This is a genomic window from Burkholderia sp. MSMB1498 (assembly GCF_001526245.1).
GTDB lineage: Bacteria > Pseudomonadota > Gammaproteobacteria > Burkholderiales > Burkholderiaceae > Burkholderia > Burkholderia savannae.
On the sequence record NZ_LOYJ01000128.1, the window covers coordinates 82,848 to 109,036 of the forward strand.

22 protein-coding genes are annotated in these 26,189 nt (G+C 67.2%); 7 read left to right on the top strand and 15 right to left on the bottom strand.

The genetic code is table 11. From position 1 onward, the window contains the following. Positions 1–19 precede the first annotated feature (19 nt). Entirely contained in the window at positions 20–1,402 is a 1,383-nt protein-coding gene (locus WS91_RS30550; protein ID WP_059581189.1) for an undecaprenyl-phosphate glucose phosphotransferase, read from the bottom strand. A 160-nt stretch (positions 1,403–1,562) separates the two neighbouring features. Beyond that, a complete protein-coding gene (locus WS91_RS37835) occupies positions 1,563–1,691 on the bottom strand; it encodes a hypothetical protein (protein ID WP_257790889.1) in 129 nt (42 codons plus the stop codon). A gap of 139 nt (positions 1,692–1,830) precedes the next feature. On the opposite strand from WS91_RS37835, the gene WS91_RS30555 reads away from it, so the two are divergent. Beyond that, a complete protein-coding gene (locus WS91_RS30555) occupies positions 1,831–3,345 on the top strand; it encodes a mannose-1-phosphate guanylyltransferase/mannose-6-phosphate isomerase (protein WP_059671621.1) in 1,515 nt (504 codons plus the stop codon). Between the two features lie 78 nt (positions 3,346–3,423). Here the strand turns inward: WS91_RS30555 and WS91_RS30560 are convergent, their stop codons facing one another. Further along, positions 3,424–4,428, bottom strand: coding sequence for a transposase (locus WS91_RS30560; protein ID WP_059581180.1), 1,005 nt, complete (start codon positions 4,426–4,428; stop codon positions 3,424–3,426). Between the two features lie 196 nt (positions 4,429–4,624). On the opposite strand from WS91_RS30560, the gene WS91_RS36550 reads away from it, so the two are divergent. Continuing rightward, positions 4,625–4,888 carry a hypothetical protein gene (locus WS91_RS36550; RefSeq protein ID WP_156432569.1) on the top strand — a complete coding sequence of 88 codons (264 nt, stop codon included), beginning with the start codon at positions 4,625–4,627 and terminating at the stop codon, positions 4,886–4,888. 123 nt (positions 4,889–5,011) lie between these two features. On the opposite strand, the gene WS91_RS30565 is transcribed toward WS91_RS36550, so the two are convergent. The 8 genes from WS91_RS30565 to WS91_RS30600 all read right to left on the bottom strand — a co-directional run bounded on the left by WS91_RS30565 (position 5,012) and on the right by WS91_RS30600 (position 12,287). Beyond that, positions 5,012–5,593, bottom strand: a complete 582-nt coding sequence (locus WS91_RS30565) for a DUF3501 family protein (protein WP_038748016.1) — start codon at positions 5,591–5,593, stop codon at positions 5,012–5,014. Between the two features lie 28 nt (positions 5,594–5,621). After that, positions 5,622–6,959, bottom strand: coding sequence for a heterodisulfide reductase-related iron-sulfur binding cluster (locus WS91_RS30570; protein WP_038748014.1), 1,338 nt, complete (start codon positions 6,957–6,959; stop codon positions 5,622–5,624). 127 nt (positions 6,960–7,086) lie between these two features. Continuing rightward, complete coding sequence (locus WS91_RS30575; protein ID WP_038748009.1) at positions 7,087–7,509, bottom strand: rubrerythrin family protein; 423 nt, start codon at positions 7,507–7,509, stop codon at positions 7,087–7,089. 281 nt (positions 7,510–7,790) lie between these two features. Next, positions 7,791–8,837, bottom strand: a complete 1,047-nt coding sequence (locus WS91_RS30580) for an N-acetylmuramoyl-L-alanine amidase (RefSeq protein WP_038748006.1) — start codon at positions 8,835–8,837, stop codon at positions 7,791–7,793. Positions 8,838–9,531: 694 nt separating this feature from the next. Then, positions 9,532–10,800, bottom strand: a complete 1,269-nt coding sequence (locus WS91_RS30585; protein ID WP_038748004.1) for an RNA polymerase sigma factor — start codon at positions 10,798–10,800, stop codon at positions 9,532–9,534. After that, positions 10,797–11,336 (bottom strand): SRPBCC family protein, encoded by a 540-nt coding sequence (locus WS91_RS30590; RefSeq protein WP_038748001.1) that lies wholly within the window; start codon positions 11,334–11,336, stop codon positions 10,797–10,799. The genes WS91_RS30585 and WS91_RS30590 overlap by 4 nt, the downstream gene beginning before the upstream one ends. A 21-nt stretch (positions 11,337–11,357) precedes the next feature. Continuing rightward, a complete protein-coding gene (locus tag WS91_RS30595) occupies positions 11,358–11,771 on the bottom strand; it encodes a YciI family protein (RefSeq protein WP_038747998.1) in 414 nt (137 codons plus the stop codon). Positions 11,772–11,933: 162 nt separating this feature from the next. Beyond that, positions 11,934–12,287: a YciI family protein gene (locus tag WS91_RS30600; protein WP_038748132.1), complete on the bottom strand. Its 354-nt coding sequence runs from the start codon at positions 12,285–12,287 to the stop codon at positions 11,934–11,936. 352 nt (positions 12,288–12,639) lie between these two features. Between WS91_RS30600 and WS91_RS30605 the strand changes: the two genes are divergently transcribed. The 4 genes from WS91_RS30605 (at position 12,640) to WS91_RS30625 (ending at position 17,587) form a co-directional block, all read left to right on the top strand. Next, positions 12,640–14,514 (top strand): ExeM/NucH family extracellular endonuclease, encoded by a 1,875-nt coding sequence (locus WS91_RS30605; protein WP_059671622.1) that lies wholly within the window; start codon positions 12,640–12,642, stop codon positions 14,512–14,514. Between the two features lie 785 nt (positions 14,515–15,299). After that, positions 15,300–15,680 carry a DUF883 family protein gene (locus WS91_RS30615; RefSeq protein ID WP_038747989.1) on the top strand — a complete coding sequence of 127 codons (381 nt, stop codon included), beginning with the start codon at positions 15,300–15,302 and terminating at the stop codon, positions 15,678–15,680. A 48-nt stretch (positions 15,681–15,728) separates the two neighbouring features. Then, positions 15,729–16,313, top strand: coding sequence for a BPSL1445 family SYLF domain-containing lipoprotein (locus tag WS91_RS30620; protein WP_038747986.1), 585 nt, complete (start codon positions 15,729–15,731; stop codon positions 16,311–16,313). Positions 16,314–16,528: 215 nt separating this feature from the next. Beyond that, positions 16,529–17,587 (top strand): AI-2E family transporter, encoded by a 1,059-nt coding sequence (locus WS91_RS30625; RefSeq protein WP_038747983.1) that lies wholly within the window; start codon positions 16,529–16,531, stop codon positions 17,585–17,587. A gap of 244 nt (positions 17,588–17,831) precedes the next feature. Here WS91_RS30625 and WS91_RS30630 read toward each other — a convergent pair whose 3' ends face one another. Both WS91_RS30630 and WS91_RS30635 read right to left on the bottom strand, forming a co-directional pair. Next, on the bottom strand, positions 17,832–18,260 hold the full coding sequence (locus tag WS91_RS30630; protein WP_059581162.1) for a hypothetical protein: 429 nt from the start codon (positions 18,258–18,260) through the stop codon (positions 17,832–17,834). 455 nt (positions 18,261–18,715) lie between these two features. Next, positions 18,716–20,761, bottom strand: a complete 2,046-nt coding sequence (locus WS91_RS30635) for a TonB-dependent receptor (RefSeq protein WP_059671624.1) — start codon at positions 20,759–20,761, stop codon at positions 18,716–18,718. An 874-nt stretch (positions 20,762–21,635) separates the two neighbouring features. Between WS91_RS30635 and WS91_RS30640 the strand changes: the two genes are divergently transcribed. Next, a complete protein-coding gene (locus WS91_RS30640) occupies positions 21,636–22,841 on the top strand; it encodes an MFS transporter (protein ID WP_038747975.1) in 1,206 nt (401 codons plus the stop codon). 1,168 nt (positions 22,842–24,009) lie between these two features. Here WS91_RS30640 and WS91_RS30655 read toward each other — a convergent pair. Then, complete coding sequence (locus WS91_RS30655) at positions 24,010–25,269, bottom strand: MDR family NADP-dependent oxidoreductase (protein ID WP_156432570.1); 1,260 nt, start codon at positions 25,267–25,269, stop codon at positions 24,010–24,012. After that, the gene (locus WS91_RS30665) at positions 25,257–26,048 is read right to left on the bottom strand and encodes an SDR family oxidoreductase (RefSeq protein ID WP_059671627.1); all 792 of its coding nucleotides are present in this window, start codon (positions 26,046–26,048) and stop codon (positions 25,257–25,259) included. Before WS91_RS30665 ends, WS91_RS30655 begins: the two co-directional genes overlap by 13 nt. Positions 26,049–26,189: the final 141 nt, after the last annotated feature.

The window sequence follows — 26,189 nt, forward strand, 5'->3', positions numbered from 1 at the left end:
GAAAAACGCGTTGCCGCGCTCAGTACGCGTTGCTGCCCGTGAAGCCTTTCCACAGCGTCAGCGCGACGATCTTGATGTCGAGCCAGAACGACCAGTTCTGCATGTAGTACAGATCGAGCTTCACGCGGCCCATCATCTTCTCGACGCGATCGGTCTCGCCGCGAAAGCCGTTGATCTGCGCCCAGCCGGTGATGCCCGGCTTGATCCGGTAACGGAACATGTAGCCCTTGACGAGATCCTTGTAGATGTCGTCGTGCTCGAGCGCATGCGGACGCGGGCCGACCACCGACATCTCGCCCTTCAGCACGTTGATGAACTGCGGCAGCTCGTCGAGGCTCGTGCGGCGCAGGAAGCGGCCGACGGGCGTCACGCGCGCGTCGTTCTTCTTCGCCTGCGTGATCCTCCCCGCCGCCTCGTGATGCACCTTCATCGAGCGGAACTTGTAGATCTCGAACTCGTTGCCGTCGATGCCCTTGCGCTTTTGCCGGAAGAACACGGGGCCGGGCGACGTCAGCTTCACGAGCGCAGCGATCGCGAGCATCGCGGGCGACAGCATCATGAGCGCGGCGAGCGCGAACAGCCGGTCGAACACGAACTTCGGCAGGATGCGCACGTCGGTGATCGGCGACGCGGCGAGATTGATCGCGGGCACGCCGAGCAGTTCGATGACTTCCTGATTGAAGAACGACAGGCTGCGCACGTCCGGCACGAAGCGAATGTTGACGAAATCGTTTCGGAACTCGGTCACGATCCGGTGAATCTGCGGCTCCTCGGACAGCGGCAGCACGAGCCACAGCTCGCGGATCTCGCGGCCGCGCACGAGGCGCACGAGATCGCCGAAGCGGCGCTCGATCGCGACGCCTTCGATCTCGGCGAGCGCCGCGTCGTCGTGCTCGTCGTAGATGCATACCGGATTGAAGCCCGCATCCGGACGTGCCCGCATGTGGGCGACGAGGCGCTTCGTCGCGGCTGCATCCGCGCTGCCGACGATCGCGACCGACTTGTGATTGAAGCCGCCGCGCCGCAGTTGCCGCAGCACCGCGTAGACGCCGGCCTTCGAGGCGACCAGCAGCGTGATCGTCGCCATCGCCCAGTAGCCGAGCCACAGGCGCGACAGCTCGCCCGCGTGATGAACGCTGAAGCTCATCAGGATGCCCGCGCCCTCGACGACGAGCCACGCGACCGACACGCGCCACATGAGCCCGAACAACGGCTTGCCGCGCCACGACTGATAGATGCCGAACGCCGGAAAGAACACGACGACAAGCATGCAGTCGAACACGACGACCGTGCGCTGAAGGTCGTCGAGCCACACGAAGCCGCCACGATGGATCATCGCGGCGAACAACGCGCCCGCCACGGCCATCGCGATATCGATCATCCTAGCCAGCACGCTCAACATGACTCTTCCTCGTGAGACGGAAACCGGCCGCACACATCTCGTCGACGTGCATCCGATTTAAACATTGCATGGCGTTATTGAACCGGGAAGAAAATTCCTCCCGCAAGCGCACAAGTATTTCTAAAAATAATCGGAAATTTTTTCGGTCGCGCGATGCTTTTCAGGCAGCATGTTTTTCCGAATCAATCACTTCGATAGAGAACCATAAGATCTGAAGATCGAGATGAAACCCTTGTCCAGCAAGGGCACCAAGGACCCGCACCCAATATTTTTTTAATTTTTTATTCATTACTTATCGCGCATTCGATGCAACTTGTTTGCACCGCACGATAACAAGCCGCCAATCGGGTGCATCCGTGCGATTCTTTTATTGTCGATTTACGTCGTGCTACAACCTCGGGACTGTCTTGTATTCGAGGAGCGCCATCATGAACGCCACGCCCGCCGCCGCCGCCGGCCCCGCCACCGCCGCCGTCGGCGCGCGCCTTTCCGTGCAACCCGTCGTTCTGGCCGGGGGGTCGGGCACGCGGCTCTGGCCGATGTCGCGCGAGCGTCATCCGAAGCAACTGATCAACCTGCTCGGCAACGAATCGCTGCTGCAATCGACCGCGCGCCGTCTCGACGGCCTGTCGGCCGATCATCCGGTATCCGAACGAATGATCGTCGTGTGCGGCGAAGAGCACCGCTTCACGACCGCCGAGCAATTGCGGCTCGCGGGCAAGGACGCGACGCTCGTGCTCGAGCCGCTCGGCCGCGACACCGCGCCAGCGCTGACGATCGCCGCGCTGCATGCGGCCGCGGGCGGCGGCGACGCCGTGCTCGCCGTGATGCCGGCCGACCACGCGGTGGCCGACGTCGCGCGCTTCCAGCAAGCGGTCGCGGCCGGCGTGCGCCATGCCGAGCAAGGGATGATCGCGACGCTCGGCATCGTGCCGACGCGCGCCGAGACGGGCTACGGCTACATCCGCGTCGGCGCCGCGAGTGCGGGCGACGCCGGGCTCGGCGTCGCGGTCAGGAAGCTCGAGCGCTTCGTCGAAAAGCCGCATCTCGAGCTCGCTCAGCAATACGTCGCATCGGGCGAGTACTGGTGGAACAGCGGCATCTTCATCGTCCGCGCGTCGGTGTGGCTGAAGGCGATCCGCCACTTCCAGCCGGCGATCCACGAAGCCTGCGCGCGTGCGGTCGCGCTCGGCAGAGACGACGGTCCGTTCTTTCGCGTCGACCGGGACAGCTTCGCCGCATCGCCGTCGAACTCGATCGACTACGCGGTGATGGAACCGTTGTCGAACCTGCCCGCCGTTTGCGAGAGCGTGGTCGTGCCACTCGACGCCGGCTGGTCAGACGTCGGCTCGTGGGACGCGCTCTGGCAGATCAGCGACAAGGACGCCGACGGCAACGTCGCGCGCGGCCGCGTGTGCTTCGAGCAGGCGTCGTCGACGTTCGCGCATTCGGAAGGACGCCTGATCGCCTGCGTCGGCACGCAGGATCTCGTCGTCGTCGAAACGCCGGATGCGATCCTCGTCGCCGATCGCGCGCACGTGCAGGACGTGAAAAAAATCGTCGGACGCCTGAAGGCGGAATCCGGCGCGGAAACGTCCGATCACCGCAAGGTGCATCGCCCGTGGGGGCATTACGATTCGGTCGACAGCGGCGAGCGCTTCCAGGTGAAGCGGATCGTCGTCAAGCCGGGCGCGCGCCTGTCGCTCCAGATGCATCACCACCGCGCCGAGCACTGGATCGTCGTGCGCGGCACCGCACGAATCACGCGCGGCGACGAAACATTCCTGCTGTCGGAGAACGAGTCGACCTACATTCCGCTAGGCGTATCGCATCGGCTCGAAAATCCCGGCAAGATGCCGCTCGAACTGATCGAAGTGCAATCGGGCTCGTATCTCGGGGAGGACGACATCGTCCGCTTCGAAGACAACTATGGAAGACACTGACGGTAACGGGACGGCCGCCCCGCAGCGGCCGCGCGGTCCGCGACCAAGCGGGCCGCGCGGCAACGGGCGCTACGGCATTCAACCGACGCGATATGCGTATTCGTGCCGGTCGACCTGCACTTGCGGCGCATCGCCGCGTCCCTCTGCCAGCGCGCGACGGCGCTCGGCCGCGAAATGCTTGATGTTGGTTTCGGCCATCGCGAGCGCGGACAGCCCGGCGATCGTCGGCACCGACTTGCCCGCCGCCCCGTCCGCGGGCGCAGACGCTTCACGCTTGCTCTGCGCGCTCCCGGATTGGCGATCGATCCATTGACGCGCCCAATCGAGCGCGTACTGCTCCGCCGATTCGGCGTCGGTGAAGCGCGGGCCGATGAGTCCCGAGCGCTCGACGCGCCGATCGTCCTGCACGATCTCCGCCCATGCCCGATACATCAGGTTCTGCACGGGCTGCGCGATGCCGTACACGGTGTAGCCGCGATAGGTCTCGGTTTGCGGCGCGTGTGTCGCGAAGCTGAACGAGGCGGGATGCGCGCGGCCATGTCCATGGTCGCGCACGGCCGCGCCGGGCACGGCGAAGCCGTCGCGATGCGATTTCTCGACGTCGCTCGGCTCGTCTTCCTCGTCGTCGCTCGCGAAGCGCCGGACGTTCACGCCCGCGCCCGAGCGGCAGGCGTTCGCTTGCGCGACGGGCAGTTGCCACGACTCCGGGTTTTGCCAGAACACGCCGCGCAGCCGATCGCAATCGGCTGCGGGCTCCGCGCGCCGCACGGGCGTGACGGACTCGGGCGGCGGCGGCACGTACGCGAACGCGCGGCCGCTTTCTTCCGACAGCACTCTCACCATCTCGCCGAGCGTGCCGCTCGCGAGCCATTCTTCGAAACGGCGCCGGCACGTCGGACCGGACGGATAGCGACCGGGCAGCTTCGACCACGGTTCGCCCGTGGTGAGTATCCACAGCACCGCGTTCGCAACGACCCGATTCTCCGCGCGCGGACGACCTCGTCGGTTCAGTCGGATGGGTTCATCGGCGATCAACGTCGACAGACGGGCCCACTCTTCATCGTTTAGCTCATCGAAGAACATAGATCTCTCCACGCAGCCAGGCCGGGCTGCGATTGGCGGCACGGCCACGAGCGTGTCGCTCTCGTGACCGCGGCCAGGTTGCACATGGACCGCTATTCGGTTGTGCACGCCGGCGCGCTAGGCACAAACAAGGTGCCGCGACTCCCGACGATGAGGCACGAACCACTGTCTCACTCGTATGCGATATTTTTTGTGCATGAAGCATACCATCATCAGGGTTTATCTCAATATGACACCGGCGTCATGTTACGCACTGAAACAAGAAAGTGGTCAAGCAGGGTCAGCTTTTCCTTCATATTTTTATGAATTTCTTATCTCGAGTGGCCACAAAGCCCCGTCCAGCAAGGCTGAAGGGAATATGAAAAGTATATTTCAAGCGGTTCCGGCGCAAGCTCCCAGCATGAGTGGAAGCATTTTCCGACGTCGTTGCAACATCGGTAAATTAAGGGAAAATACGTGACAAATTGTTTATTGTTCGGTAATTAAATCCTTTTCCAATCGTTATACTTTTCATTACACGCAATCTCATAATTGATTAAATGCGATCGATGCCAGCTCGTTCGGCCGCGTGCCGCGCGCTCGCTCAATCCAGATCGCCGGCGAGCGACGCGGCGACGTCCGGATCGATCCGCATCGTTTGCACCGGGTAGTTGGGATGGTCGCAGCCAATCGACAGCGGCGCGCCCGCCTTGAGCCTCGCCTTCATCGCACCGCTCAACTCGAAGCGCAGGAAGTGCACGGCGGACGTCTTCTGCGCCGTTTCGCGTTCGAGATCCTCGTCCGCGATCGCATAGACAGGCGTCTCATCGCCGACGACGAGAAAAACGCGATCCTCGATGCCGATGAGGCGCGTGAGCGCCGCGCGCCGCTGCGTTTCGTTTTCGTATTCGATCTGCATCGTCGCTTTGAGATTGCTGCCGTCCGGCACGAGCGGAAGATACGCGTCGAGCTCGGCCGAGATGCCGTCCTCGTCGAAGATTTTTTCGACGTGCAGCATCTCGTGGATCTGATAGCGGATCGTCGTCTCGTCCTCGAACAGCAGGCGCAGATGATTGCCGACCGGCACCGCGCGGCGCTTCTTGTGCTCGATCACGCGAGCTCGTTCCTGGCGGCGCACCTTCGCGTACGCTTCGAGCGTCAGCAGCGAGTCGCGGGTGAGCGTCATGTCGTGGTCCTCGTTCGGTGGGCCGCGCTCAGATGCCGTATGCCTTGCGCAGCAGCGTGAGCGGATGCGCGAAGGGCGGCGGCTCGACGCCTTTCGCGCCGATGCCCTCTTCGATATGGTGTCCGGCGAGCGCGCAATCGGACGACATGTAGTCGGGCGCCTGCTCCGCGATCGACTTGAACACCGGCGCGCCGATCCTCAGTGCCTGCGCATGGAATTCCCTCTTCACGCCGAACGTGCCCGCGTGGCCCGAGCAGCGCTCGACGACGTTTACCTTCGTGCCCGGCACGAGCGACAGCGCGTCGGCCGTCTTGCGCCCGATGTTCTGCACGCGCGCATGGCACGGCACGTGATACGACACGGTGCCGAGCTCGTGCTTGAAATCGGTCTTCAGCAGTCCGTCGCGATGGCGCGCGATCACGTATTCGAACGGGTCCCAGAACGCGTCGGCGACCGCACGCACGTCGGGATCGTCGGGGAACATCGACGGCAGCTCGCTCTTGAACATCAACACGCAGCTCGGAATCGCGCCGATCAGCGCATAGCCTTCGCGCGCGTAGCGGGCGAGCACCGGAATGTTCGCGTCCTTCTTCCGTGCGACGCCTTCGAGATTGCCCTGTTCGAGCAGCGGCATCCCGCAGCATGCTTCGCTCGAGACGAGTTCGTACGGAATGCCGTTGTGCGCGAGCACCGCGAGCAGATCGTGGCCGATGCCCGGTTCGTTGTAGTTCACGTAGCAAGTCGCGTAGATCGCGACGCGCCCCGGCGTGCGCTCGCCGTCACGCGGCGTCGGGCCGGGCGAGCGCTGCGCGGCGCGGCGGAACTTGCGCGGCGCGAACGGCGGCAGCCATGCGTGCCGGTCGACGCCGAGCGTCGCCTCGAGCGCGCCGCGCAAGGGCTGCGTGCGATTCGCGGCATTGACGGCCTGCGTGACGATCGGGATGCCGGCGAAATAGCCGAGCATGTCGGTGTTCGACAGCAGCTTGTCGCGCAGCTTCACGTCGTTGCGCTTGTAGCGCGCGGCCCTCGCGCGCAGCATCAGATGCGGGAAGTCGACGTTCCATGGATGCGGCGGCACGTACGGGCATTTCGTCATGTAGCAGAGGTCGCACAGATAGCACTGGTCGACGACCTTGCCGAACGATTTCGGATCGACCGCATGCGCTTCGCCCGTGTCGGTCTCGTCGACGAGATCGAATAGCGTCGGAAATGCGCCGCACAGCGACACGCAGCGCCGGCAGCCGGCGCAGATCTCGAATACGCGGGTGAGCTCGGCGTCGATCGCGGCTTGATCGTAGAACGCATCCGATCGCCAATCGAGCGGATGCCGGGTGGGAGCCTCCAGACTGCCTTCTCGATGGGACATGGGGCAGCTCCATCATGTTGCGCGCGGACGCGCGCGTGGCGCCCGCCCCGCGGCGACGCGCTCGCGCGCGGCCGCGTCCGGCCGGCGATGCGGCGGGCGAACGCTCGCGGGCCGGCGAGCGGCGCGCTCAGTCGACGAGCCCGTCGAGCGCTTTCGTATACCGATTCGCGTGGCTGCGCTCCGCTTTCGCGAGCGTCTCGAACCAGTTCGCGATTTCCTCGAAGCCTTCTTCGCGCGCGGTCTTCGCCATGCCCGGGTACATGTCGGTGTACTCGTGCGTCTCGCCCGCGATCGCCGATTGCAGATTCTGGCGGGACGTGCCGAACGGCAAGCCGGTCGCCGGATCGCCGACCGCTTCCAGATATTCGAGGTGGCCGTGCGCGTGGCCGGTCTCGCCTTCGGCGGTCGAGCGGAACAATGCGGCGATGTCGTTCTGTCCCTCGACGTCCGCCTTCGATGCGAAATACAGGTAGCGGCGATTCGCTTGCGACTCGCCCGCGAATGCGTACTTCAGGTTCTCTTCGGTCTTGCTGCCCTTGAGCTGTGCCATCTGCGCCTCCGTGTCCGATGCCGGCGCGCGGCGCCGGACCGGATGAACGATTGTGGGGAACGATGCGCAACTCGGCTGCCGCCGCTGGGGCACCGTGCATTTCAATCTAGGCGCTTCCGTGCGCATCCCCCAATAGGCTTTTTCAATGCCGTCGATAGTCGTGGCGATGACCTTCGAAGGCCGCGGCTCGGCGGACGGCGGTCTCACCGCACGGCGCGGCGCCGCACCGCACCGTGGCGTACCGCGCCGCGTCTCGGCACGGTACGCGCGCGTCTGCGACGTCAGCGCGGCGACGCCGGCGCAAGCGGCCATACGTCGCTGCCCTTCTCTCCCGCCGGCGCGGTCGCGCCCGGCAGCACCTGCTTGCTGATCGCGCGGCTGCGGTTGAAGTACTTCTCGAGCAGCGCGTCGAGGATCGCGACGGTTTCGACGTCCGGCGCGCCGTCATAGCGCGACGGCCTGAAGTGCATCTGGAACGCCGACACGACGTTGACCGTCTGTGCGTCGAGCGTGCCCGTCTGCGGCGTGTCGTAGCCGTATGCGAGCAACTTCGACTGCAGGCTCGCGACATCGCCCGAAAAAGGCCGGTTGGTCCGGTAGTAGTCGACCGCCTCGGCCTCCGGCCACGCGCCGATCTTGTATTGATCGTAGAGCTTCTTCCACGGGAACAGCGGCCCCGGATCGGTCTTGCGGCCGGGCGCGACGTCCGAATGCCCGACCACCTTGTGCGGCAGCACCTGGTGCCGCGCGACGACGTCGGCGGCGAGCGCGCCGAACACCGCGACCTGCGCGTCCGGATACGAATACCAGCGCCGGTTCATCAGCGGCAGGTTCTCGTCTTCCGGCGGAAAGCCGAGATTGACGATCTCGATGCCCACCGAGCCCGCGTTGAGCATCCGGTCGCCCTGCCAGTAGCTGACGCCCGCATGCCACGCGCGGCGCGCCTCCGGCACGAGCTCGAATACCTTGAAGCGCTGGCCGTCGTCGGCCGCGTCGGGCACGAGATAGTGCGAGCTGACCTGCCGCTGCGGACTGGTGAGCGATGCCAACGAATCCGCGAGCGTCTGCGCGGTGTAGTGCAGCACGAGCGTGCGCACGCGCGAATCCTGATTCGGCGACTGGATCGAGCGATCGATCGTGTAGCCCGCGCCGCCCGTCGAGCCCGACGATTGCGACGCATCCTGCGCGTGCGCGGACGACACGACGCCGTCGCCATCGCCGCAGCCGGCGAGCGGCAGCATGAGCATCCCCACCGGCCATGCCGACGAACGCGCGAGAAAACCGCGCCTGCCCTCGTTGATGATTTTCGCTTGTTGTTCTTCAGCCATACCCTTTTCCGTTCGAGTCGTAACTTGCGATTGAGAATCGGCGCGGCGCGCCGAGCGAGTAGGTTGCGCGATGAAGCGATGCGCGACCGTGGGAGTCGTCGACGCGGCGCAAGTTCCTGTTCGGACTGCGATGCATTATCGGAAAACGGGAAAGCTTCGAAATGAAATCGACGATGGGGAGGGCTTGAAAATGCTTCGCTTGTCGATTCTTTGCCGGGCGGTTGACGGTTGACGGTTGACGGTTGACGTTGACGGTTGGCGGTTGACGGTTGGCGGTTGGCGGTTGGCGGTTGGCGGCTTTCGGCTTTCGGCTTTCGGCTTTCGGCTTTCGGCTTTCGGCTTTCGGCTTTCGGCTTTCGGCTTTCGGCTTTCGGAAGACTACGTGAAGCGGTTCACCGGATGTCCGAATGAAGCGGCGCTGTTCCGACACATACCAACGCAGCGCAACGACTCACATGTGCATCGTCGCCCCGATCGACATCGACATGTGCGTCGCGCGACGTCGTGGCACACGCCCGCGCGCCGCGCGCGTCGAAAGCCCGTCAAGCCGCGTGCTCGCACATCGAGCGTCGGACATCCCGCATCCGCAGCGCGCGCCCGCTCGACGACACGCCGCGCATCACGCATCGAAAATCGAAAATCGAAAATCGAAAATCGAAAATCGAAAATCGAAAATCGAAAATCGAAAGCACCATCATCGCTCCATCGCCCGCGCGAGCAGCATCTCGCGCTCGCGCGCATTGAGCGTCATGCCGGCCGCGCGTCGAAACTCCGCCCGCGCTTCGTCGCGCCGCCCGAGCTTCGCGAGCAGATCGCCGCGCACGCTCGGCAGCCAGTGATAGCGCGCGAGCGCCGGATCGGCCGCGAGCCCGTCGACGATCTCGAGCCCCGCCGCCGGCCCGAACGCCATGCCGACCGCGACCGCGCGATTCAGCTCGACGACGGGCGACGGCGCGACTTGCGCGAGCGCGTCGTAGAGCGCGACGATCTGCTCCCAGTCGGTGTCGGCGGCGCTGCGCGCACGCGCGTGGCACGCGGCGAGCGCCGCCTGCAGCGCATACGGGCCGCTCGCGCCGCCGAGCGCTTCCGAGCGCGCGAGCGCGGCGAGCCCGCGCCGGATCAGAAGCGGGTCCCAGCGGCTGCGGTCCTGATCGAGCAGCAACACGGGGCGCCCCCGCGCATCGACGCGCGCATGCATCCGCGACGCCTGGATCTCCATCAACGCAACGAGCCCGTGCACCTCGCTCTCGCTTGGCGCGAGCTCGGCGAGCACGCGCCCGAGCCGCAGCGCCTCGTCGGTCAGCGCGGGACGCATCCAGTCGTCGCCCGCCGTCGCCGAATAGCCTTCGTTGAAAACCAGATAGATGACTTCGAGCACCGAAGCGAGGCGCGACGCGCGCTCGGGCGCGCGCGGCACTTCGAACGGCACCTTCGCGGCAGACAGCGTGCGCTTCGCGCGCACGATCCGCTGCGCGATCGTCGGCTCGGGCGTGAGAAACGCGCGCGCGATCTCGCCCGTCGTCAGCCCGCCCAGCAGGCGCAGCGTGAGCGCGACGCGCGCGTCGGTCGACAGCACCGGATGACACGCGGTGAACACGAGCCGCAGCAGATCGTCGCCGATGTCGTCGTCGCGCGCCGCCTCGAGCACGTCGGCGACGTCCGGCGAAACGTGCGCGCCGAGCGCGTCGAGATCGAGGCCGATCTGCTCGTGCTTGCGCGCATGCAGCGCGTTCTGTCGCAGATGATCGAGCGCGCGGCGCTTCGCGGCCGTCATCAGCCATGCGCCGGGATTATCCGGCACGCCGCCGCGCGGCCAGTGCTCGAGCGCGGCAACGAGCGCATCCTGCGCGAGCTCTTCGGCCACGCCGACATCGCGCACGAGCCGCGCGACATGCGCGATGATTCTCGCGGCCTCGATCCGCCAGACGGCGTCTATCGCGCGATGAACGGCGTTCCCCGTCATGCGCGTCCTTCGGCGAGCGCCTTCAGGTTCGCGAGCCCCGCGGAAAAATCCGCGCCGACCATCTTGTCGATGCTGAAGAACACTTGCATCAGCTTCGACAGGAACGGCGACGGCCCGCGCATCGCCCACGTGACGACCGTCGCGTCGCCCTCCGGCCGCAGCGTGAATTCCGCGACGTTGTGTGCCTCGAACGGCTTCTCGAAATCGAGCCGCATCGTCACGTGCGAAGGCTCGTCGAGTTCGGTGATCTCGAAACGGCCGATGCCCACTTTCTCGCTCGTCCACGCATAGCTCGCGCCGACGCCCGAGGTCACCGCGCCGTATTCGCCGCGCAGCGTCGGGTCCTTGCGCTCGTACGGATTCCACGTGTTGAAGCGGCGCAAGTCCGCCACGTATGGAAAGATGCGCGCGGCGTTCGCGTCGATCCGCGCGCTGCGCTCGACGCTAAACGTGCCCGGCCGCGACGCCGCATACAGCATCAACAGCAGCGCGAGCGCAATCACCACCGCGCCGGCGATCACCACGATCTGGACCATTGCCGTCTCCTGTCGCCGGCGTCAGCCGAGCTTGCTCTCGAGCTCGCGGAATCGCTCGACCGCGCCGCTCGGCTCGAAATCGTCGAGCTCGAACAGTTGCCGCACTTCGATCTCGCCGTCCTCGCGCTCGCCGAACGGCGCGGGAAAACGGCGGGCCCATTCGAGCGCCTCGTCGCGCGAGCGCACCTGAATCAGCGTGTAGCCGGCGATCAGCTCCTTCGTTTCGGTGAACGGACCATCGACGACGGTGCGCCTGCCGCCCGAATAGCGCACGCGCCAGCCTTTGGACGAAGGCTGCAGGCCGGACGCGTCGAGCAGTACGCCCGCCTTCGCCAGTTCTTCGTGATACGTCGCCATCGCGGCGATCAGCGACTCGTCGGGCATCGCGCCGGACTCGCTCGTCGCGTTGGCCTTCACCATGATCATGAAACGCATCGCGCTCTCCTTCGGCAGATGACAGGACGCCTGACCTGGCGTCCTGCCCCTACGACGGACGACGCGATCCCCGCTCGACATCAAGGATATCGAATCAGGGAAAACCCCAGATTCATGCGGCGCACGGCTTCCGGCGAGCGTTGCGCGCGCGCTCGCATCCGGTCACGAGAAGCACGGGCCGATCTCGCGCACTTCGACCGAGCACCACTCGGCTGCGGGACAATCCTTGGCGATCGCGAGCGCCTCGCCTTCCGTCGCGACGTCGAGCAGGAAGAAGCCGCCGACCATTTCCTTCGCTTCGGCGAACGGCCCGTCCACGAGCCGCACTTCGCCGTTGCGCACCTGCACGCGCGTCGATTTGTCGTCGGACACGAGCGATTCGGCGCCGATCAGTATGCCGCGCGACTGCAACTCGCTGGCGTAGTGGCGCATCCGCTCGTACAGGATCTCGCCTTCGGCTCGCGCGCGTGCCGCGCGTTGGCCCCGCGGTTCGACGATCAACAACATATAGCTCATTTGCGTCACCTCCTATGACGTGGCCCTCCGGAATCGCGCGATGCGGCCACATCGCGCCGCCGATCACGGACGGCTGCGCTTCTATTTTGAGCGGCCAACGAGCGGCGGTCCATCGGAATCGATGGCTGCCCACGCGCGGCGAAGCCGTGCGGCCATTCGCTCGCCCGGCCCGGCTCCAGCGGCCCGGACGATGGAAACGGTTCGCTCGCGCGCCGCCGCGCCCGCGCCGCCGATGCGCTGGGCCATTGCTCGAAAAAACCTGGCCCGATTACATATCCATATCTATTCTTTACGCAAAACTGTCAACATGCACCATTAAGCTTTCAGGATTCCCACACAACGGACTGTCCCCATGCGCACTCCGACGCCCTTGCTCACCGCCCTGTCGCTCCTGTCCACCATCGCGACCGCGCCCGCCCTCGCGGCCACGGCCGCGCCCGTCAGCACGAACTGCGGCGGCAGCACGACGCCGATCGCCGAGATTCAAGGCGCCGGCGCGCCGTCGCCGCTCGCCGGCCGGAACGTATCAATCGAAGCCGTCGTCACGGCCGACTTCGGCGGCACCGACGGCTTCGGCGGCTTCTTCGTCCAGCAAGCCGATCCGCAGCGCCGCAATCAGCCCGGCGTCTCCGAGGGGCTGTTCGTCTACGCGCCGAAAGCGCGCGCACAGGCGGGCGACCTCGTGCATCTGACGGGCAAGGTCGAAGAGAAATACGGGCAGACGCAGCTCACGCTGTCGGGCGGCATCGCGGTCTGCGCGGGCGGCCAGTCGGTCACGCCCGCTACGCTCACGCTGCCCGTCGACAGCCCGGGCACGTTCGCCGCCTATGAGGGCATGCTCGTGCGGCTGCCGCAGACGCTGACCGTCACCGAGGTCTACGAGCTCGGCCGCTACGGCAGCGTGCTGCTCAGCAACGGGCGTCTGCGCACGCCGACGAGCGTCGTGCCGCCCGCGCAGGCGAACACGGTGGCCGACGCGAACGCACGCAACCGGCTGATCCTCGACGACGGCTCGAACAAGCAGAATCCCGCGACCGTTCCCTACCCGGCGCCGGCGCTCTCCGCCGCGAACACGCTGCGCGCGGGCTACACGGCGGCGAACGTCGAAGGCGTGCTCGAAATGCGCTACGGCACGTGGCGCCTGCAGCCGGTGCCGGGCTCGCGCACGCCGGCGTTCGCCGCGAATGCGAACCCGCGCACGTCCGCGCCCGCGCGCGATCCGCGCGCGAACCTGCGGGTCGCTTCGTTCAACGTACTGAATTACTTCAACGGCGACGGCACGGGCAAGGGCTTCGACGATCCGAACAACCGCGGAGCGAAGAGCTATGAAGAATTCGTCCGGCAGGACGCGAAGATCGTCAGCGCGCTGAAGGCGCTCGACGCCGACGTGATCGGCCTGATGGAAATCGAGAACGACGGCTACGGCGAGTTGAGCGCCGTGCGCCAGCTCGCGGCGAAGCTCGGCGACGGCTGGCGCGTCGTCAATCCGGGCGTCGCGCGGCTCGGCGGGGACGCGATCGCGGTCGCGCTGATCTACGACAGCCGCAAGGTCAAGCCGGTCGGCGAGCCGGCGACGCTCGCGATCGACGACAAGAACCGCCAGCCGCTCGCGCAGACGTTCCGCCCGGTCCGCGGCTCGCGCGCGGTGACGGTCGCCGTGAATCACCTGAAATCGAAGAACTGCCCGAACGCGGCGGGCGACGACCTCGACCAGGGCGACGGTCAGGGCTGCTGGAACGCGACGCGCACGCGCGCGGCGGCGAAAGTCGCCGACTGGCTCGCCCGCAATCCGACCGGCGCGCACAGCGAAGGCGTGCTGCTGATCGGCGACCTGAACAGCTACACGTATGAAGACCCGGTTCGCGCGCTCGAGTCGCGCGGCTACCTGAATCTCGTGTCGAGCAAGATCGGCTCGGGCGCATACAGCTATATGTACAACGGCGAGGCCGGCTATCTCGATCACGCGCTCGCGACGGGCGCGCTCGCGTCGCGCGTGAAGGCCGTGCACGACTGGCACATCAACGCGGACGAGCCGGTCGCACTGCAATACACGCTCGCGTACAAGAGCGCGGAGCAGCAGCGCACGTACTACGCTCCCGACGCGTATCGCTCGTCCGATCACGATCCGGTGCTGATCGACGTCGCGCTCGCCGACGAATACGCGGCGGCGGCCTCGCGCCGGGGCGCGGAAATGGCGGGGGCGCATAGCCGCCGCGCTTCGCGGTAACGCTTTCGATGTCGCGCTGCTCGCCGCTCGCCGTTCGCTGCGCGCGGCGGACGGCGGACGGCGGACGGCGGATGGCGTGCGATGCGCAACGCGCCGCTATCGGCGTTCACGCGAGCGACGCCGCAAACCGGGCTGGCAACGTGCCGGCCGTCGGCGGTTGTGTTCTCGATGGCGAGAAGTGGCGGGCGCGCATGCCGCTTTTCATCGCGTCATGCCGCGGCCCGAACGCGGATCTCGAACACGTTCGACAGCCGCATCGGCGCCTCCGGGCACCGTCGAATCGGCGCATAGGCGCATAGGCGCATAGGCGCATCAGCGCGTCGGTGAATCGTTGAATCGGTGAATCACCGATTCAGCGCATCGACGACTCAACCGATGCTGCCGACATCGAATCATCGATGCACATGCGCGCATGCGTATCCAAAAACGACGGAATCCTCACGATCTCGGCGCGAGCGCCCGTCTGGCGACGCGCATCGCAACGATGCGCAAAACGCGCGAACAAGAAGAAAGCCCCCCCTTCTCCCGCACGCGACGCCAGTCACATTTACCGAAATCCGGCACACCGATCCGCAAAAACTTCCACCATCGATTCGAACGCGCAGCGGCGCTGCGCCCGATTGCCACACAAACTGTTGCATTTTCCGCCGAGCCCCGCCCCGCAAAGGCTTCGGCCCCACCGCGCCGGCGCGCCGCCGCCGCCGCGCGAAACTCGGGGCCGGATAGCGGATCACATAGGGGCAACGTCCGCACCTTTCCCTCAAACCCTCAGGAGAACGATCATCATGGCTCTTTCCGACTCCGTCGAATACAAGCTCGACCGCGGCCTCTCCGAAGCACGACGCGCCGGCCGCCGGTTCGCGCACGATGCGCGTTCCGCGGCGCGCGACCTGAACGGCGACGTGAAGGACAACATGCGCTCGCTCGTCGACGAGCTCGACGCGCTGCTCAAGGAAGACGTCGACATCGAGGCGCTCCGCAAGCGCCTGCACGGGCGGCTCGAAGCCGCGCGCGACACGCTCGACGACGCATCGTGGCACGCGTCGCGCCGGCTGCGGCAGTCCGCGCAACGCGTGTCCCGGGTTGTCCACGACAATCCGTGGCAGACGGCCGGCATCGTCGCCGGCCTCGCATTCGCGGCAGGCATCCTCCTTGCGCGTCGATAAGCGCGGCGCTGTCGCCCGACGTTCAACCTTCAAGATGGAGGAAGCATCATGCGCAAGACTCTCGTTATGAAAGCCGCGATCGCGGCCATGCTCGGCAGCCTGGCGCTCGCGGGCTGCACCACCACGCCCGACACGCCGTCGACCGCGGCGTCCAATGCGTCGACCCGAGAAGCGATCGACGCGCGCGTGAACGCGACGCTGTCGCGCCTCTACTCGACGGTGCCGGGCTCGCACGAACTCGTCGCGAAATCGCGCGGCGTGCTCGTATTCCCGAACGTGCTGCAGGCGGGCTTCATCTTCGGCGGCCAGAGCGGCAACGGCGCGCTGCGCGTCGGCGGCGCGACGCTCGGCTACTACAACACGTCGTCGCTGTCGGTCGGCCTGCAGGCGGGCGCGCAATCGAAGGCGCTCATCTTCCTGTTCATGACGCAGGACGCGCTCGACAAATTCCGCGGCTCGCAAGGCTGGGCCGCCGGCGCCGACGCGTCGGTCGCGCTCGTCAAGATGGGCGCGAACGGCGCGGTCGACACGTCGACCGCGACAGGCCCGGTCGACGTGATCGTGCTGACCAACGCCGGCCTGATGGGCGATCTGTCGATCAACGGAACGAAGGTCACGCGCCTGAAGCTCTGACGAAAGCGGCGCGGCGCACCGCGCATTCGCGCCGCGTCCCCGCCCGCGCCGCGGCGTTGCGCCGCGGCGCTTTCGATCGCAGCCCGAACGATGTGCGCTCAGGGCGCGGCAGCGCACGCTCGCCGTGCGGCACGCGTCAGGCATAATCCACGCATCAAGGCGGGCCGCCGCGACGCGGCTTGCCCGGCCGATCAACCATCCTCCCCGAGCACACCATGGATAGCGGGCACGATCACCAGAAATTCTTCCACCTGCTGCTTTTAGTCGTCACCGTCGGCCTTTGCTGGATATTGACGCCGTTCTTCGGCGCAATCTTCTGGGGGACCATTCTCGCGATCCTGTTTCAGCCGGTGCAGCGCTGGCTCGCCGCGCGCTTCGGCAAGCGCCGCAATCTCGCCGCGCTCGTCACGCTGTCGCTCATCATCCTGATCGTGATCCTGCCGCTCGCGTTCGTCGCCGGAACGCTCGTGCAGGAAATCGCGTACGCATATCAGCAGATCAAGGCGATGCAGCCGAACATGACGCAGTACTTCCAGGAGTTCATGCACGCGCTGCCGACGTCCGTGCACCGGGTGCTGCGCAACTACGGGCTCACCGACATCGCCGGCATCCAGAAGAAGCTCACCGACGGGGCCGCCGCGATCAGCCAGTTCGTCGCCGCGCAGGCGCTCAGCATCGGACAGAACACGTTCCAGTTCGTCGTGAGCTTCGGCGTGATGCTGTATCTCGTGTTCTTCCTGCTGCGCGACGGCGGCGAAATCGGCCGCCGCGTGCGGCGCGCGCTGCCGCTCGACGACGAGCACAAGCAGCATCTGCTCACGAAGTTCACGACCGTCGTGCGCGCGACCGTGAAGGGAAACATCGCGGTCGCGGCCGTGCAGGGCGCGCTCGGCGCCCTGATCTTCTGGATTCTCGGCATCGAGGGCGTGATCCTCTGGGGCGCGCTGATGGCGTTCCTGTCGCTGTTGCCCGCGATCGGCGCGGGGCTCGTCTGGGTGCCCGCCGCCGGCTACTTCGCGATCACGGGGCAAATCTGGAAATGCGTGATCCTCGTCGCGTTCTGCGTCGGCGTGATCGGGCTCGTCGACAATCTGCTGCGGCCGATCCTCGTCGGCAAGGACACCAAGATGCCCGACTGGGTCGTGCTGATCTCGACGCTCGGCGGGATGGCGCTCTTCGGAATCAACGGCTTCGTGATCGGCCCGCTCGTCGCCGCGCTGTTCATGGCGAGCTGGGACATCTTCGCGCGCACGGAGCAGGCAGACCTGGAATGATGCGTGGCGCGGGCAGCGGCAGCTTGGCGCGCCGCCCAACAGGCAATCCGATGCGCGACCCGATGCTCGTCGGCATTCCAAACGAAAAAACCCGGCCTCGGCCGGGTTTTTCTTTGGCGACGCCGAAGCCCGCTGCGGTCGCCCCCCAACGCGTGCCGGCGAGCCGATCGAGCCTGAGCGGCAGCGGCATCCGCATGTGCGACGCACGACGCATCGCCGCGGGCGCCGCCGCGCACCGCCCCCGTTACTCGAAGCTGAAGCGCAGATCCTTGACGACGGGCTCCTTGCCCCAGTTGAACGAGCACACGCGCCCGGTCTCGAGGCTCACCGCGTCCGCGCCCTTGCCCTGCGTCTCGCTGATCGGCTCGCAGCCGCCCGCAATCGTCACGGTCGGCGTGCCCTGCTTCGACAGAGGGAACTCGATCGCGCCGTCCTCCGGCACCGTGTGCGTCAGCGCGACCTTCTCGACGTAGTCGTCGGGCAGCATGAAGATCGGCGAATCGTCGACCCATAGCGTGTAGTAGTCGTGCTTGAACGGCGTCTGCTCGACGCACATCTTCGACGTGTGCGCGCCGAGCTTCTGCGTCTGGCACAGCGGCGCGGCGGCGCAGACCGAACCCGCGACGAGCAGCGGCACGAGCGCCGCCCAGCTTTTCTGGATTGTTCTTTTCATGCTCGACTCGAAAAGGAATGGCGGAAGAAAGTCATGCCGTTTCGCACGACGCTGCGCGCGCCCTCAGCACCGCGCGCGGCGACCGCTATCTTACAAACGAACGGCCGGGAACAGAAGAGGGGTTGCGGGGACGTCGGATTTTGTGCGTTTTGTGGGTTCCGTGGGTTTTCCGAGCCTTGGGCGTCTGGTGTCTGGCGTTTGCCGTTTGCCGTTTGCCGTTTGCCGTTTGCCGTTTGCCGTTTGCCGTTTGCCGTTGGGCGTTGGGCGTTGGGCGTTCGCCCTTCGACATTCGACATTCGACATTCGACATTCGGCGTTCGGCGTTCGGCGTTCGGCGTTCGGCGTTCGGCGTTCGGCATGAGGCACCAAGCGGCAAGACTAGCCAATCATCAAGTGCGCCCCCGCGCTCAGCCTGGCCGCCCCTCGCCGCCGGTTCCCCGCCCGCACACGCGCGCTCAAAACGTCGTGCGCATCCCGACCGTCACGCTGCGTCCGCCCTGCGGCGCGATGTTTCGCACAACCGAACTCGCGTAGCGGATATCCTGGTTCGTCAGGTTGTCGCCGCGCAGGTATGCGAGCCAGTTCGTCGCGCCCACGCGGAACTTGTACGTCAGCACGACGCCGAGCGACGTGTAGCCGTCCGTCGCGAGATCGTTGTCGGGCACGCGGTGCTGCGCCCATGCGTGCGTGACCTGCGCACGCGCGCCGAACGGCCCGTAGCCGTAATCGGCCGCGAGCGTCGCGCGCAGCGGCGCGATCCGCGGCAGCGGCTCGCCCGTGTCCGCGTTGCGCGCGTGCGTGTAGTCGGCCGTCAGCTCGAGATCCACGCGATGCCCGCGCTTCTCGAACGCGCGCCACTTGCCTTCGAGCTCGACGCCGTAGAACTCCGCGTGCACGCCGCGATAAACGGCCTCGCGCAGCGCGTCGGCGGCGCCGGCCGCGACGAGCGCGCCCTCGTCGTCGACGAGCCGCCCGGTGTCGTATTCGGCGAGATAGTTCCGAAAGCGGCTGTAGAACACGCCGACGCTGCCGCGGTTCGGCCCGCTCGCATAGCGCAGCGCGAGATCGGTCGACACCGCCTTCTCCTTCTGCGCATCCGGCAGGCCGATCAGGTATTGCCCCGTCGCGCCGTGCGGCCCGTTCGCATACAGCTCGTAGAAGGTCGGCGCGCGCTCCGTGTACGACACGTTGCCCGCGAGCGCCCACGCAGGCGCGAGCTGGTACAGCGCGCCCGCCGACACGCTGCCCGCATTGAAGTCGCGCGAGCGCGCGAAGCCGAACTTGTCGTCGCCGTTCGCGCTCGGGTCGAGCCGCACGTGCTCGATGCGCGCGCCGGCGGACAGCTTCAGCGCGTCGCTCGCCTGCCATTCCTCGAGGCCGAACAGCGCGACGCTCGTCGTGCGCGTCGTCGGCGCGAGCGCCTCGCCGCCGAGCGCGGAGAACGTGTTCTGGCCGACCTGCACGCCGAGCGCGCCCTCGAACGGGCCTAGCTTGCGGTGACGCGCCTCGACGCGCGCCTCGTAGCCGTGGTTGCGGAACGTCGTGCCCGTCACGCCGTCCTCGATTTCCTTGTGCAGATAATTCGTGTAGCCGAAGTCGAACTTCAGTTGCGAGAACGGCCCGCGCAGATTGCGCACTTCCGACGCGACCGCGGCGCGTTCCTGCCGCATCTGCAGCCGCGCGTCGGTCTCGGCGACCGAGCCGTAATTCGATTCGTAGCCGCTGTACGACGCGCCGACGTAGCCGTCGGCCCACGTGTACGAGCCGCCCGCCGCGCCGCCGTAGCGGCGTCCGTCGCTGTTCGGCAGCTTGCCGTACGGCTCGCTCGCGTCCTCGCCGTCGAGCGCGCGCTGGCGCGCCGAGTGCGCATAGCCGGGGATTCTCAGCTCGTCGGTCTCGCGGCCGAACGCGTCGAGATGGAAGGCGAAGCGGCCGTTGCCGCCCTCGACGAGCGCCGCGCCCGCGCGCGCGTTGTTCGCGCCGCCGTAGCTCGCGTCGACCGCGCCCGAAACGCCGTTGACCGCCTCGCGCGGAATCCGGTTGTCGATGGTGTTGACGACGCCGCCGACCGCGTTGCCCCCGTACAGCAGCGCGGCCGGCCCGCGCACGATCTCGACGCGCTCGACGGTGAGCGGCTCCTGCGGCACCGCGTGGTCGTACGACAGCGACGATGCGTCGTACGCGGCGACGCCGTTCTGCAGCAGCCGGATGCGGTCGCCGTCCATGCCGCGGATGATCGGGCGGCCGACGAGCGGGCCGTAGGTCGTCGTCGACACGCCGGGCAGGCCGTTGAGCGTATCGCCGAGCGAATCGGCGCGGCGCAGCGTCAGCGCATCGCCGGACAGCGACGCGGTTGGCGACGTGAGCGCCGATGCGCCGAGCGGATTGGCGGTCACGAAGATCGGCGAGAGCGTCGTCGCCGGCGGCTCGTTCGACGGGCGATCGGCGGGCGGCGCGAGCGTCTCGCCGTGTGCGAGACTCGCGGCGAGCAGCAGCGACATGGGATGCAGCCTGCGAACGAAAGGCGGCGCGGGGCGTCGGTGGTCATCCATTGCGGTAATCGGTGTGGTGTTGTCGGAGTGGACGGGATCACGGACCGAATCGCGCAGCGCCATCGAAACGATATAACGTATCAAATCCTGCGCGCACGTAGGCCGTGGCGAAACACATCGACAGCCGATCCGGCTGGCTGCGACGGTGCAGTCGCGGCTCGCGGCGGCTTACGATGGGATGGATATGTTATATCATTTCAATTTAAGCAACAAATGCCTTACGGTGCGTTTGGGCGCGGTCAGGGCGGTGGTGGTGACATCGGCGGCGGCTGCATCGGTGGTCCCTGCATCGGTGGTCCCTGCATCGGTGATGGTGGCATCGGCAAGGCCGTGCCTGCATCCTCGGCGACGACAGCCGCCGCCGCAAGTCGCGCCGGCACGCAAAACCGACGATGCGCGGAATCAGTCCAGCGTGATTGCCGCATTCATCCACCGAGCATGCGCTGCGCCGGGCCGTCATTGCGCGATTGACACGCCGTTCATGCCGGGCCGCTCGCCGCGCGCCTCGCCATGCCGTTCAAGCGCCCTCGACATCGTCACGACGCATGGCGCGCGCGAGCGCGCTCCGCACCCCGCGCTCCAGGTTTCGGCCGGCTTTCCTCTTGCCGCACATACATACACAAGCGCCGCTGCATTGCTGTGCGCATAGTTGATGCGTGGAACGCGCGCCGCCCCGCGCCGTAGACTCGCGGAGTCGAACTCGGAACGTCGACCGCCAAGCGCTTGCGCCCTCGTCGTCGCGAACGTGCGCCGCGCGGGCCGCGCGCGTCGACGTGGTATCGTCGGGCGCTCGCAAACCGACAAAGTCCTTTCAGTTTCACGCATGCATCCTCTTCGATCGATTTTCCCGCTGGCCCTGTTGACGGCCGTCGGGCTCCTTGCAACCGACCTGTATCTCCCCGCCGTGCCGTCCCTGCCGCAGCAGCTCGGCGGCTCGATCGAAAGCGCGCAGGCGACGCTCGCCGTGTTCTCGGCCGCGCTCGCCGTCTCGCAGCTCGTCTGGGGCGCCGCCGCCGACCGCCTCGGCCACCGCCGCACGCTCGCATTCGCGGTGCTGCTGCAACTCGCCGCGGGCGCCGCGTGCGCGCTTGCGCCGTCGATGGGCGTGCTGATCGGCGCGCGGGCCGTGCAAGGCTTCGGCGTCGGCGCGGCGACGGTCATCGTCCCCGCGCTCGCCAGGCAATCGTTCGGCGACGGCGGCGCGGTCCGCGCGCTCGCGTGGCTCGGCATCATCGAAAGCGCGGTGCCGGGGCTCGCGCCGGTCGTCGGCGCGGCGCTGCTCGTCGTCGCGGACTGGCGAATGAGCTTCTGGATCATCGTCGCGCTGTCCGTCGTCGTGGCGCCGCTCGTGTTCCGCGTGGTGCCCGCCGCTTCGCCGGCGCCCGCCCCCGCGAACGCGAACGGACGCGCGGGCGGCTATCGACGGCTGCTGCGCTCGCCCGTCTATCTCGGCTATGCGCTCGGCCACGCGCTGTGCTTCGCCGCGCTGCTCACGTTCGTCGCGAGCGCACCGCAGGTCGTCGAGATCTGGCTCGGCGCGGGGCCGTCGACGTTCAGCCTGTTGCAGGCATGCGGCGTCGCGGCGTTCATGCTGACCGCGGCGCGCAGCGGCAAATGGACCGACGCGCTCGGCCTCGACCGGATCATCTCGCTCGGCGCGCTGCTGCAGTTCGCGGCCGCCGCCGCGTTCCTGCTGCTCGCGCATCTCGAGCTGCGCTCGACCGCGCTCGTCGTCGCGTCGTGGATGCTGTTCTGCGGCTCACTCGGCTTGCGCGGACCGGCGTCGATGGCGCGCGCGCTCGCGGCCGAGCCGTCGATCGCCGGACGCGCGGCCGGACTGCTGATGTTCTTCGGCCTCGGCGGCGCGGCGCTCGCGACGCAGGCCGTCGCGCCGTTCCTGCATCTCGGGCTCGCGCCCGTCGCGTGGATGTGCACGGGCTTCACGCTCGCGAGCGGCGTGGTGATCCTGTGGGGAATCGCGATGCGCGGCAAGCACGAAGACGTTGCGGCGGGGCCGGCGGCGTCCTGAGCGCCGCATGAGCGGCGCGCTGCGGCATTTTCTTGAATCGGAGGATGCGGTGAATTCGAGCGGCGGCGAAACCGTCGCGCGCGCCGCGGCCGGCCGCGGCTCGACGGCCGGCGCCGTGGCCGCGCGTGCGGCCGCGCGGCTTCTTTCGGTGTTTCGGTGTGTCGACATTCGCGGCGCGCGCATCGATTGAAGTAATCGATGCATTCGCGAGGCTCGAAGTCGACGCATTGAAACCGCAAAGGCTGGCGAAGCATCCGAAAACTTCGAGGCGACTGCGAACGGCATGCGGTTGAAGTTGTCGATGCGGTCGATGCGGTCGATGCGGTCGATGCGGTCGATGCGGTCGATGCGGTCGATGCGGTCGATGCGGTCGACGCCTTCGACGCCTTCGACGCCTTCGACGCCTTCGACGCCTTCGACGCCTTCGACGCCTTCGACGCCTTCGACGCTGTCGGCAGCATAACGATCGCCCGCCGGTAACGCACGGTAAATTGCGCTAATTTGCCGAAATTGACTTGGTTCGCCCGATTCCCAACAATGGGAACTGCTTAGGATGCCGTGTCGTTTCCGGACGCACGGCGCACCAGAGCGGCTAGACCCAGTCAACCCTCCCCCCCTGACTGGAATTCCCACGCCACGGCAAGCCGCCGTGGCGTCTTTTTGTCTCGACGTACGCGTGCGGTCGAGCCGCCCTTCGTGATATCGACGAATAGACGTGTTCGGCGCGCGCCGTCGCCGAGCACGGCGCGACATGCGCATCGACATCGTTGCGCCGGACGAACCGGCACGTCCGACACGCATCGCGCCCCACATGCATCGACCGTCGCACGGCAACGTATGCGGCATACGCGGCGCACGCACGCGCCCGCGCGCCTGTCACGCGTGCGCATGCCCGCCAGCGGCATCGCGCGCGCTCAGCAACCGCCGCGCTCACGCGATGTCAGCCGCATCGGCCGCAAAAGGCATCCGCACGAAGCGCGAGACACAGGTTGCGCCAGCAAACGCGCTGTCGATCCGCAGCGCCGCGATACCGCCTGCCCCCTCGCGCAGCGCGACCCGAAAAAAGCGCACGGCGCGCGAGCGCCGCCCGATCAACCGAGCGCCCGTCGGCACGACGCAACGCAGCGCAACGCAGCGCGACGCGACGCGACGCGACGCGACGACGCTATCAAGCCTGCGGATCGACCCGCAACACGAGCTTGCCGCGATGGCTGCCGTCGAACAGCCGATTCAGCACGTCGGGCGCGTTGCTCAGTCCGTCGACGACGGTCTCCTCCGCTTTCAGCCTGCCGTCGCGCAGCCAGCCGGCGAGCGTCGCGACCGCCTCGCGGCTCTTGCGGTAATCGAGAATCAGGAAGCCGCGCATCGTCAGCCTCTTCGCGATCAGCACGCTGACGTCGTCGGACGTGCGGCCGCTGTTGTAGTTCGCGATCACGCCGCACAGCGCGACGCGCCCGCCGATCGCCATCCGCGACAGCACCGCGCGCATGATCTCGCCGCCGACGTTCTCGAAGTTCACGTGCACGCCGTCGGGCGTCGCATCCTTCAGTGCGCGCTTCCAGCCGTCGGCCTTGTAGTCGACGGCCGCGTCGAAGCCGAGCTCCTCGGTCAGATAGCGGCACTTGTCCGCGCCGCCCGCGATGCCGACGACGCGCGCGCCGTGAATCTTGCCGATCTGCCCGGCGACGGAGCCGACCGAGCCCGCCGCGGCCGACACGACGAGCGTCTCGCCCGGCTGCACCGGCGCGATCTCGGTCATCCCGTAGTACGCGGTGAGCCCGCTCATCCCGCACGCGCCGAGCAGGCGCGGCAGCGGCAGGCCGAGCGCGGCGGGCAGCTTCGTGTACTGCGCGGCTTCGTCGGCGCGCACGTGCGCGTAGTCCTGCCAGCCGACGAGCCCCTGCACCAGATCGCCCTCGGCGAACCCCGGCGCATTCGACGCGACGACGCGCCCGATGCCGAGCGCGCGCATCACGTCGCCGATCGCGACGGGCGGCAGGTATTGCGGGATGTCGCTCATCCACACGCGATTGGTCGGGTCCATCGACAGATACAGCACGCGCACGAGCATCTCACCCGGCCCGAGCTCGGGCAACGGCGCTTCGACGAGCGTGAAGTGCTCCTGGCCGACGCGTCCGTCGGGGCGCGACTTCAGGCGCAGTTGGCGATTGACGGGGTTGGACATGGGCGTCACCTTCAGGATGAGTGGAAAGATGCGGCGTACGCCGCGTTGGCGAACTCGGCGCGCATACCGCTGTCGCATGCGCGCGATCCGCGATCCGCGATCCGCGATCCGCGATCCGCGATCCGCGATCCGCGATCCGCGATCCGCAACGATGCAATCACGTCGCCGCGCATGATTCGAACGCGCCGGCGGCCGCGCATAAAGACCATCGCCGGCATGCGCATGCCACGTCAAACCGCGCACATCCCGCCGTCGATCACGAGCTCCGCGCCCGTCACGTAGCGGCTCTCGTCGGACGCGAGATAGACGGCCGCATGCGCGACGTCGTCCGGCTCGCCGAGCCGGCGCATCGGCACGCCGCGCGCGAGCTTGCGCGCCGCCTCCTTCTCGCCGACTTGCTGGACGATCGGCGCGACGATGCCCGTCATGATGAACGACGGATGGATCGAGTTGCAGCGCACCTCGGTCTGCCGGCGCGCGCAATCCACCGCGATGGATTTCGTCAGCGAAGCGACCGCCGCCTTCGACGCGTTGTACGCTGTGTAGTCAGGCTCGTGCTTGAACGCGGCGACCGACGAGATGTTGACGATCGACGCGGGCGCGCCCGCCTCCAGATACGGCAGCGCACGCTTCGTGCCGAGCACGATGCTCTCGACGTTGATCGCCATCACGCGCCGCCATTCGTCGAGCCGAATCTGCCCGACCGCGCCGAACGAGCCGACGCCCGCGTTGTGCACCAGCACCGACAATCCGCCCATCGCGTCGTTCGCCTGCGAAAGCCGCGACGCCCACTGCACTTCGTCGGCGACGTCCTGCACGGCCGCCCACGCGACGCGCTCGCCCGCCGCTTCGTTCAGCTGCGCCGCGAATGCGTCGAGCACCGCCGCGTCGACGATGTCGGTCAGGAACACTTTCGCGCCCTGCTCGGCCATTCGCCGCGCGATCGCGCGCCCAAGGCCGCCCGCCGCGCCGGTGATGAACGCCCGCTTGCCGGCAAGACGCGGCGCCAAGTTCTTCGTCATGAACACTCCCAGTCGTTTCGCTATTCGCTATTCGCTCTTCGCATGCGCGATCGCGCGCATGCGGAATGCGTGATACATGATGCGTCGCGCACCCCACGCGTCGCCGTGAACGCGGCTGCAATCGCAATCGGCGCCGCCGTC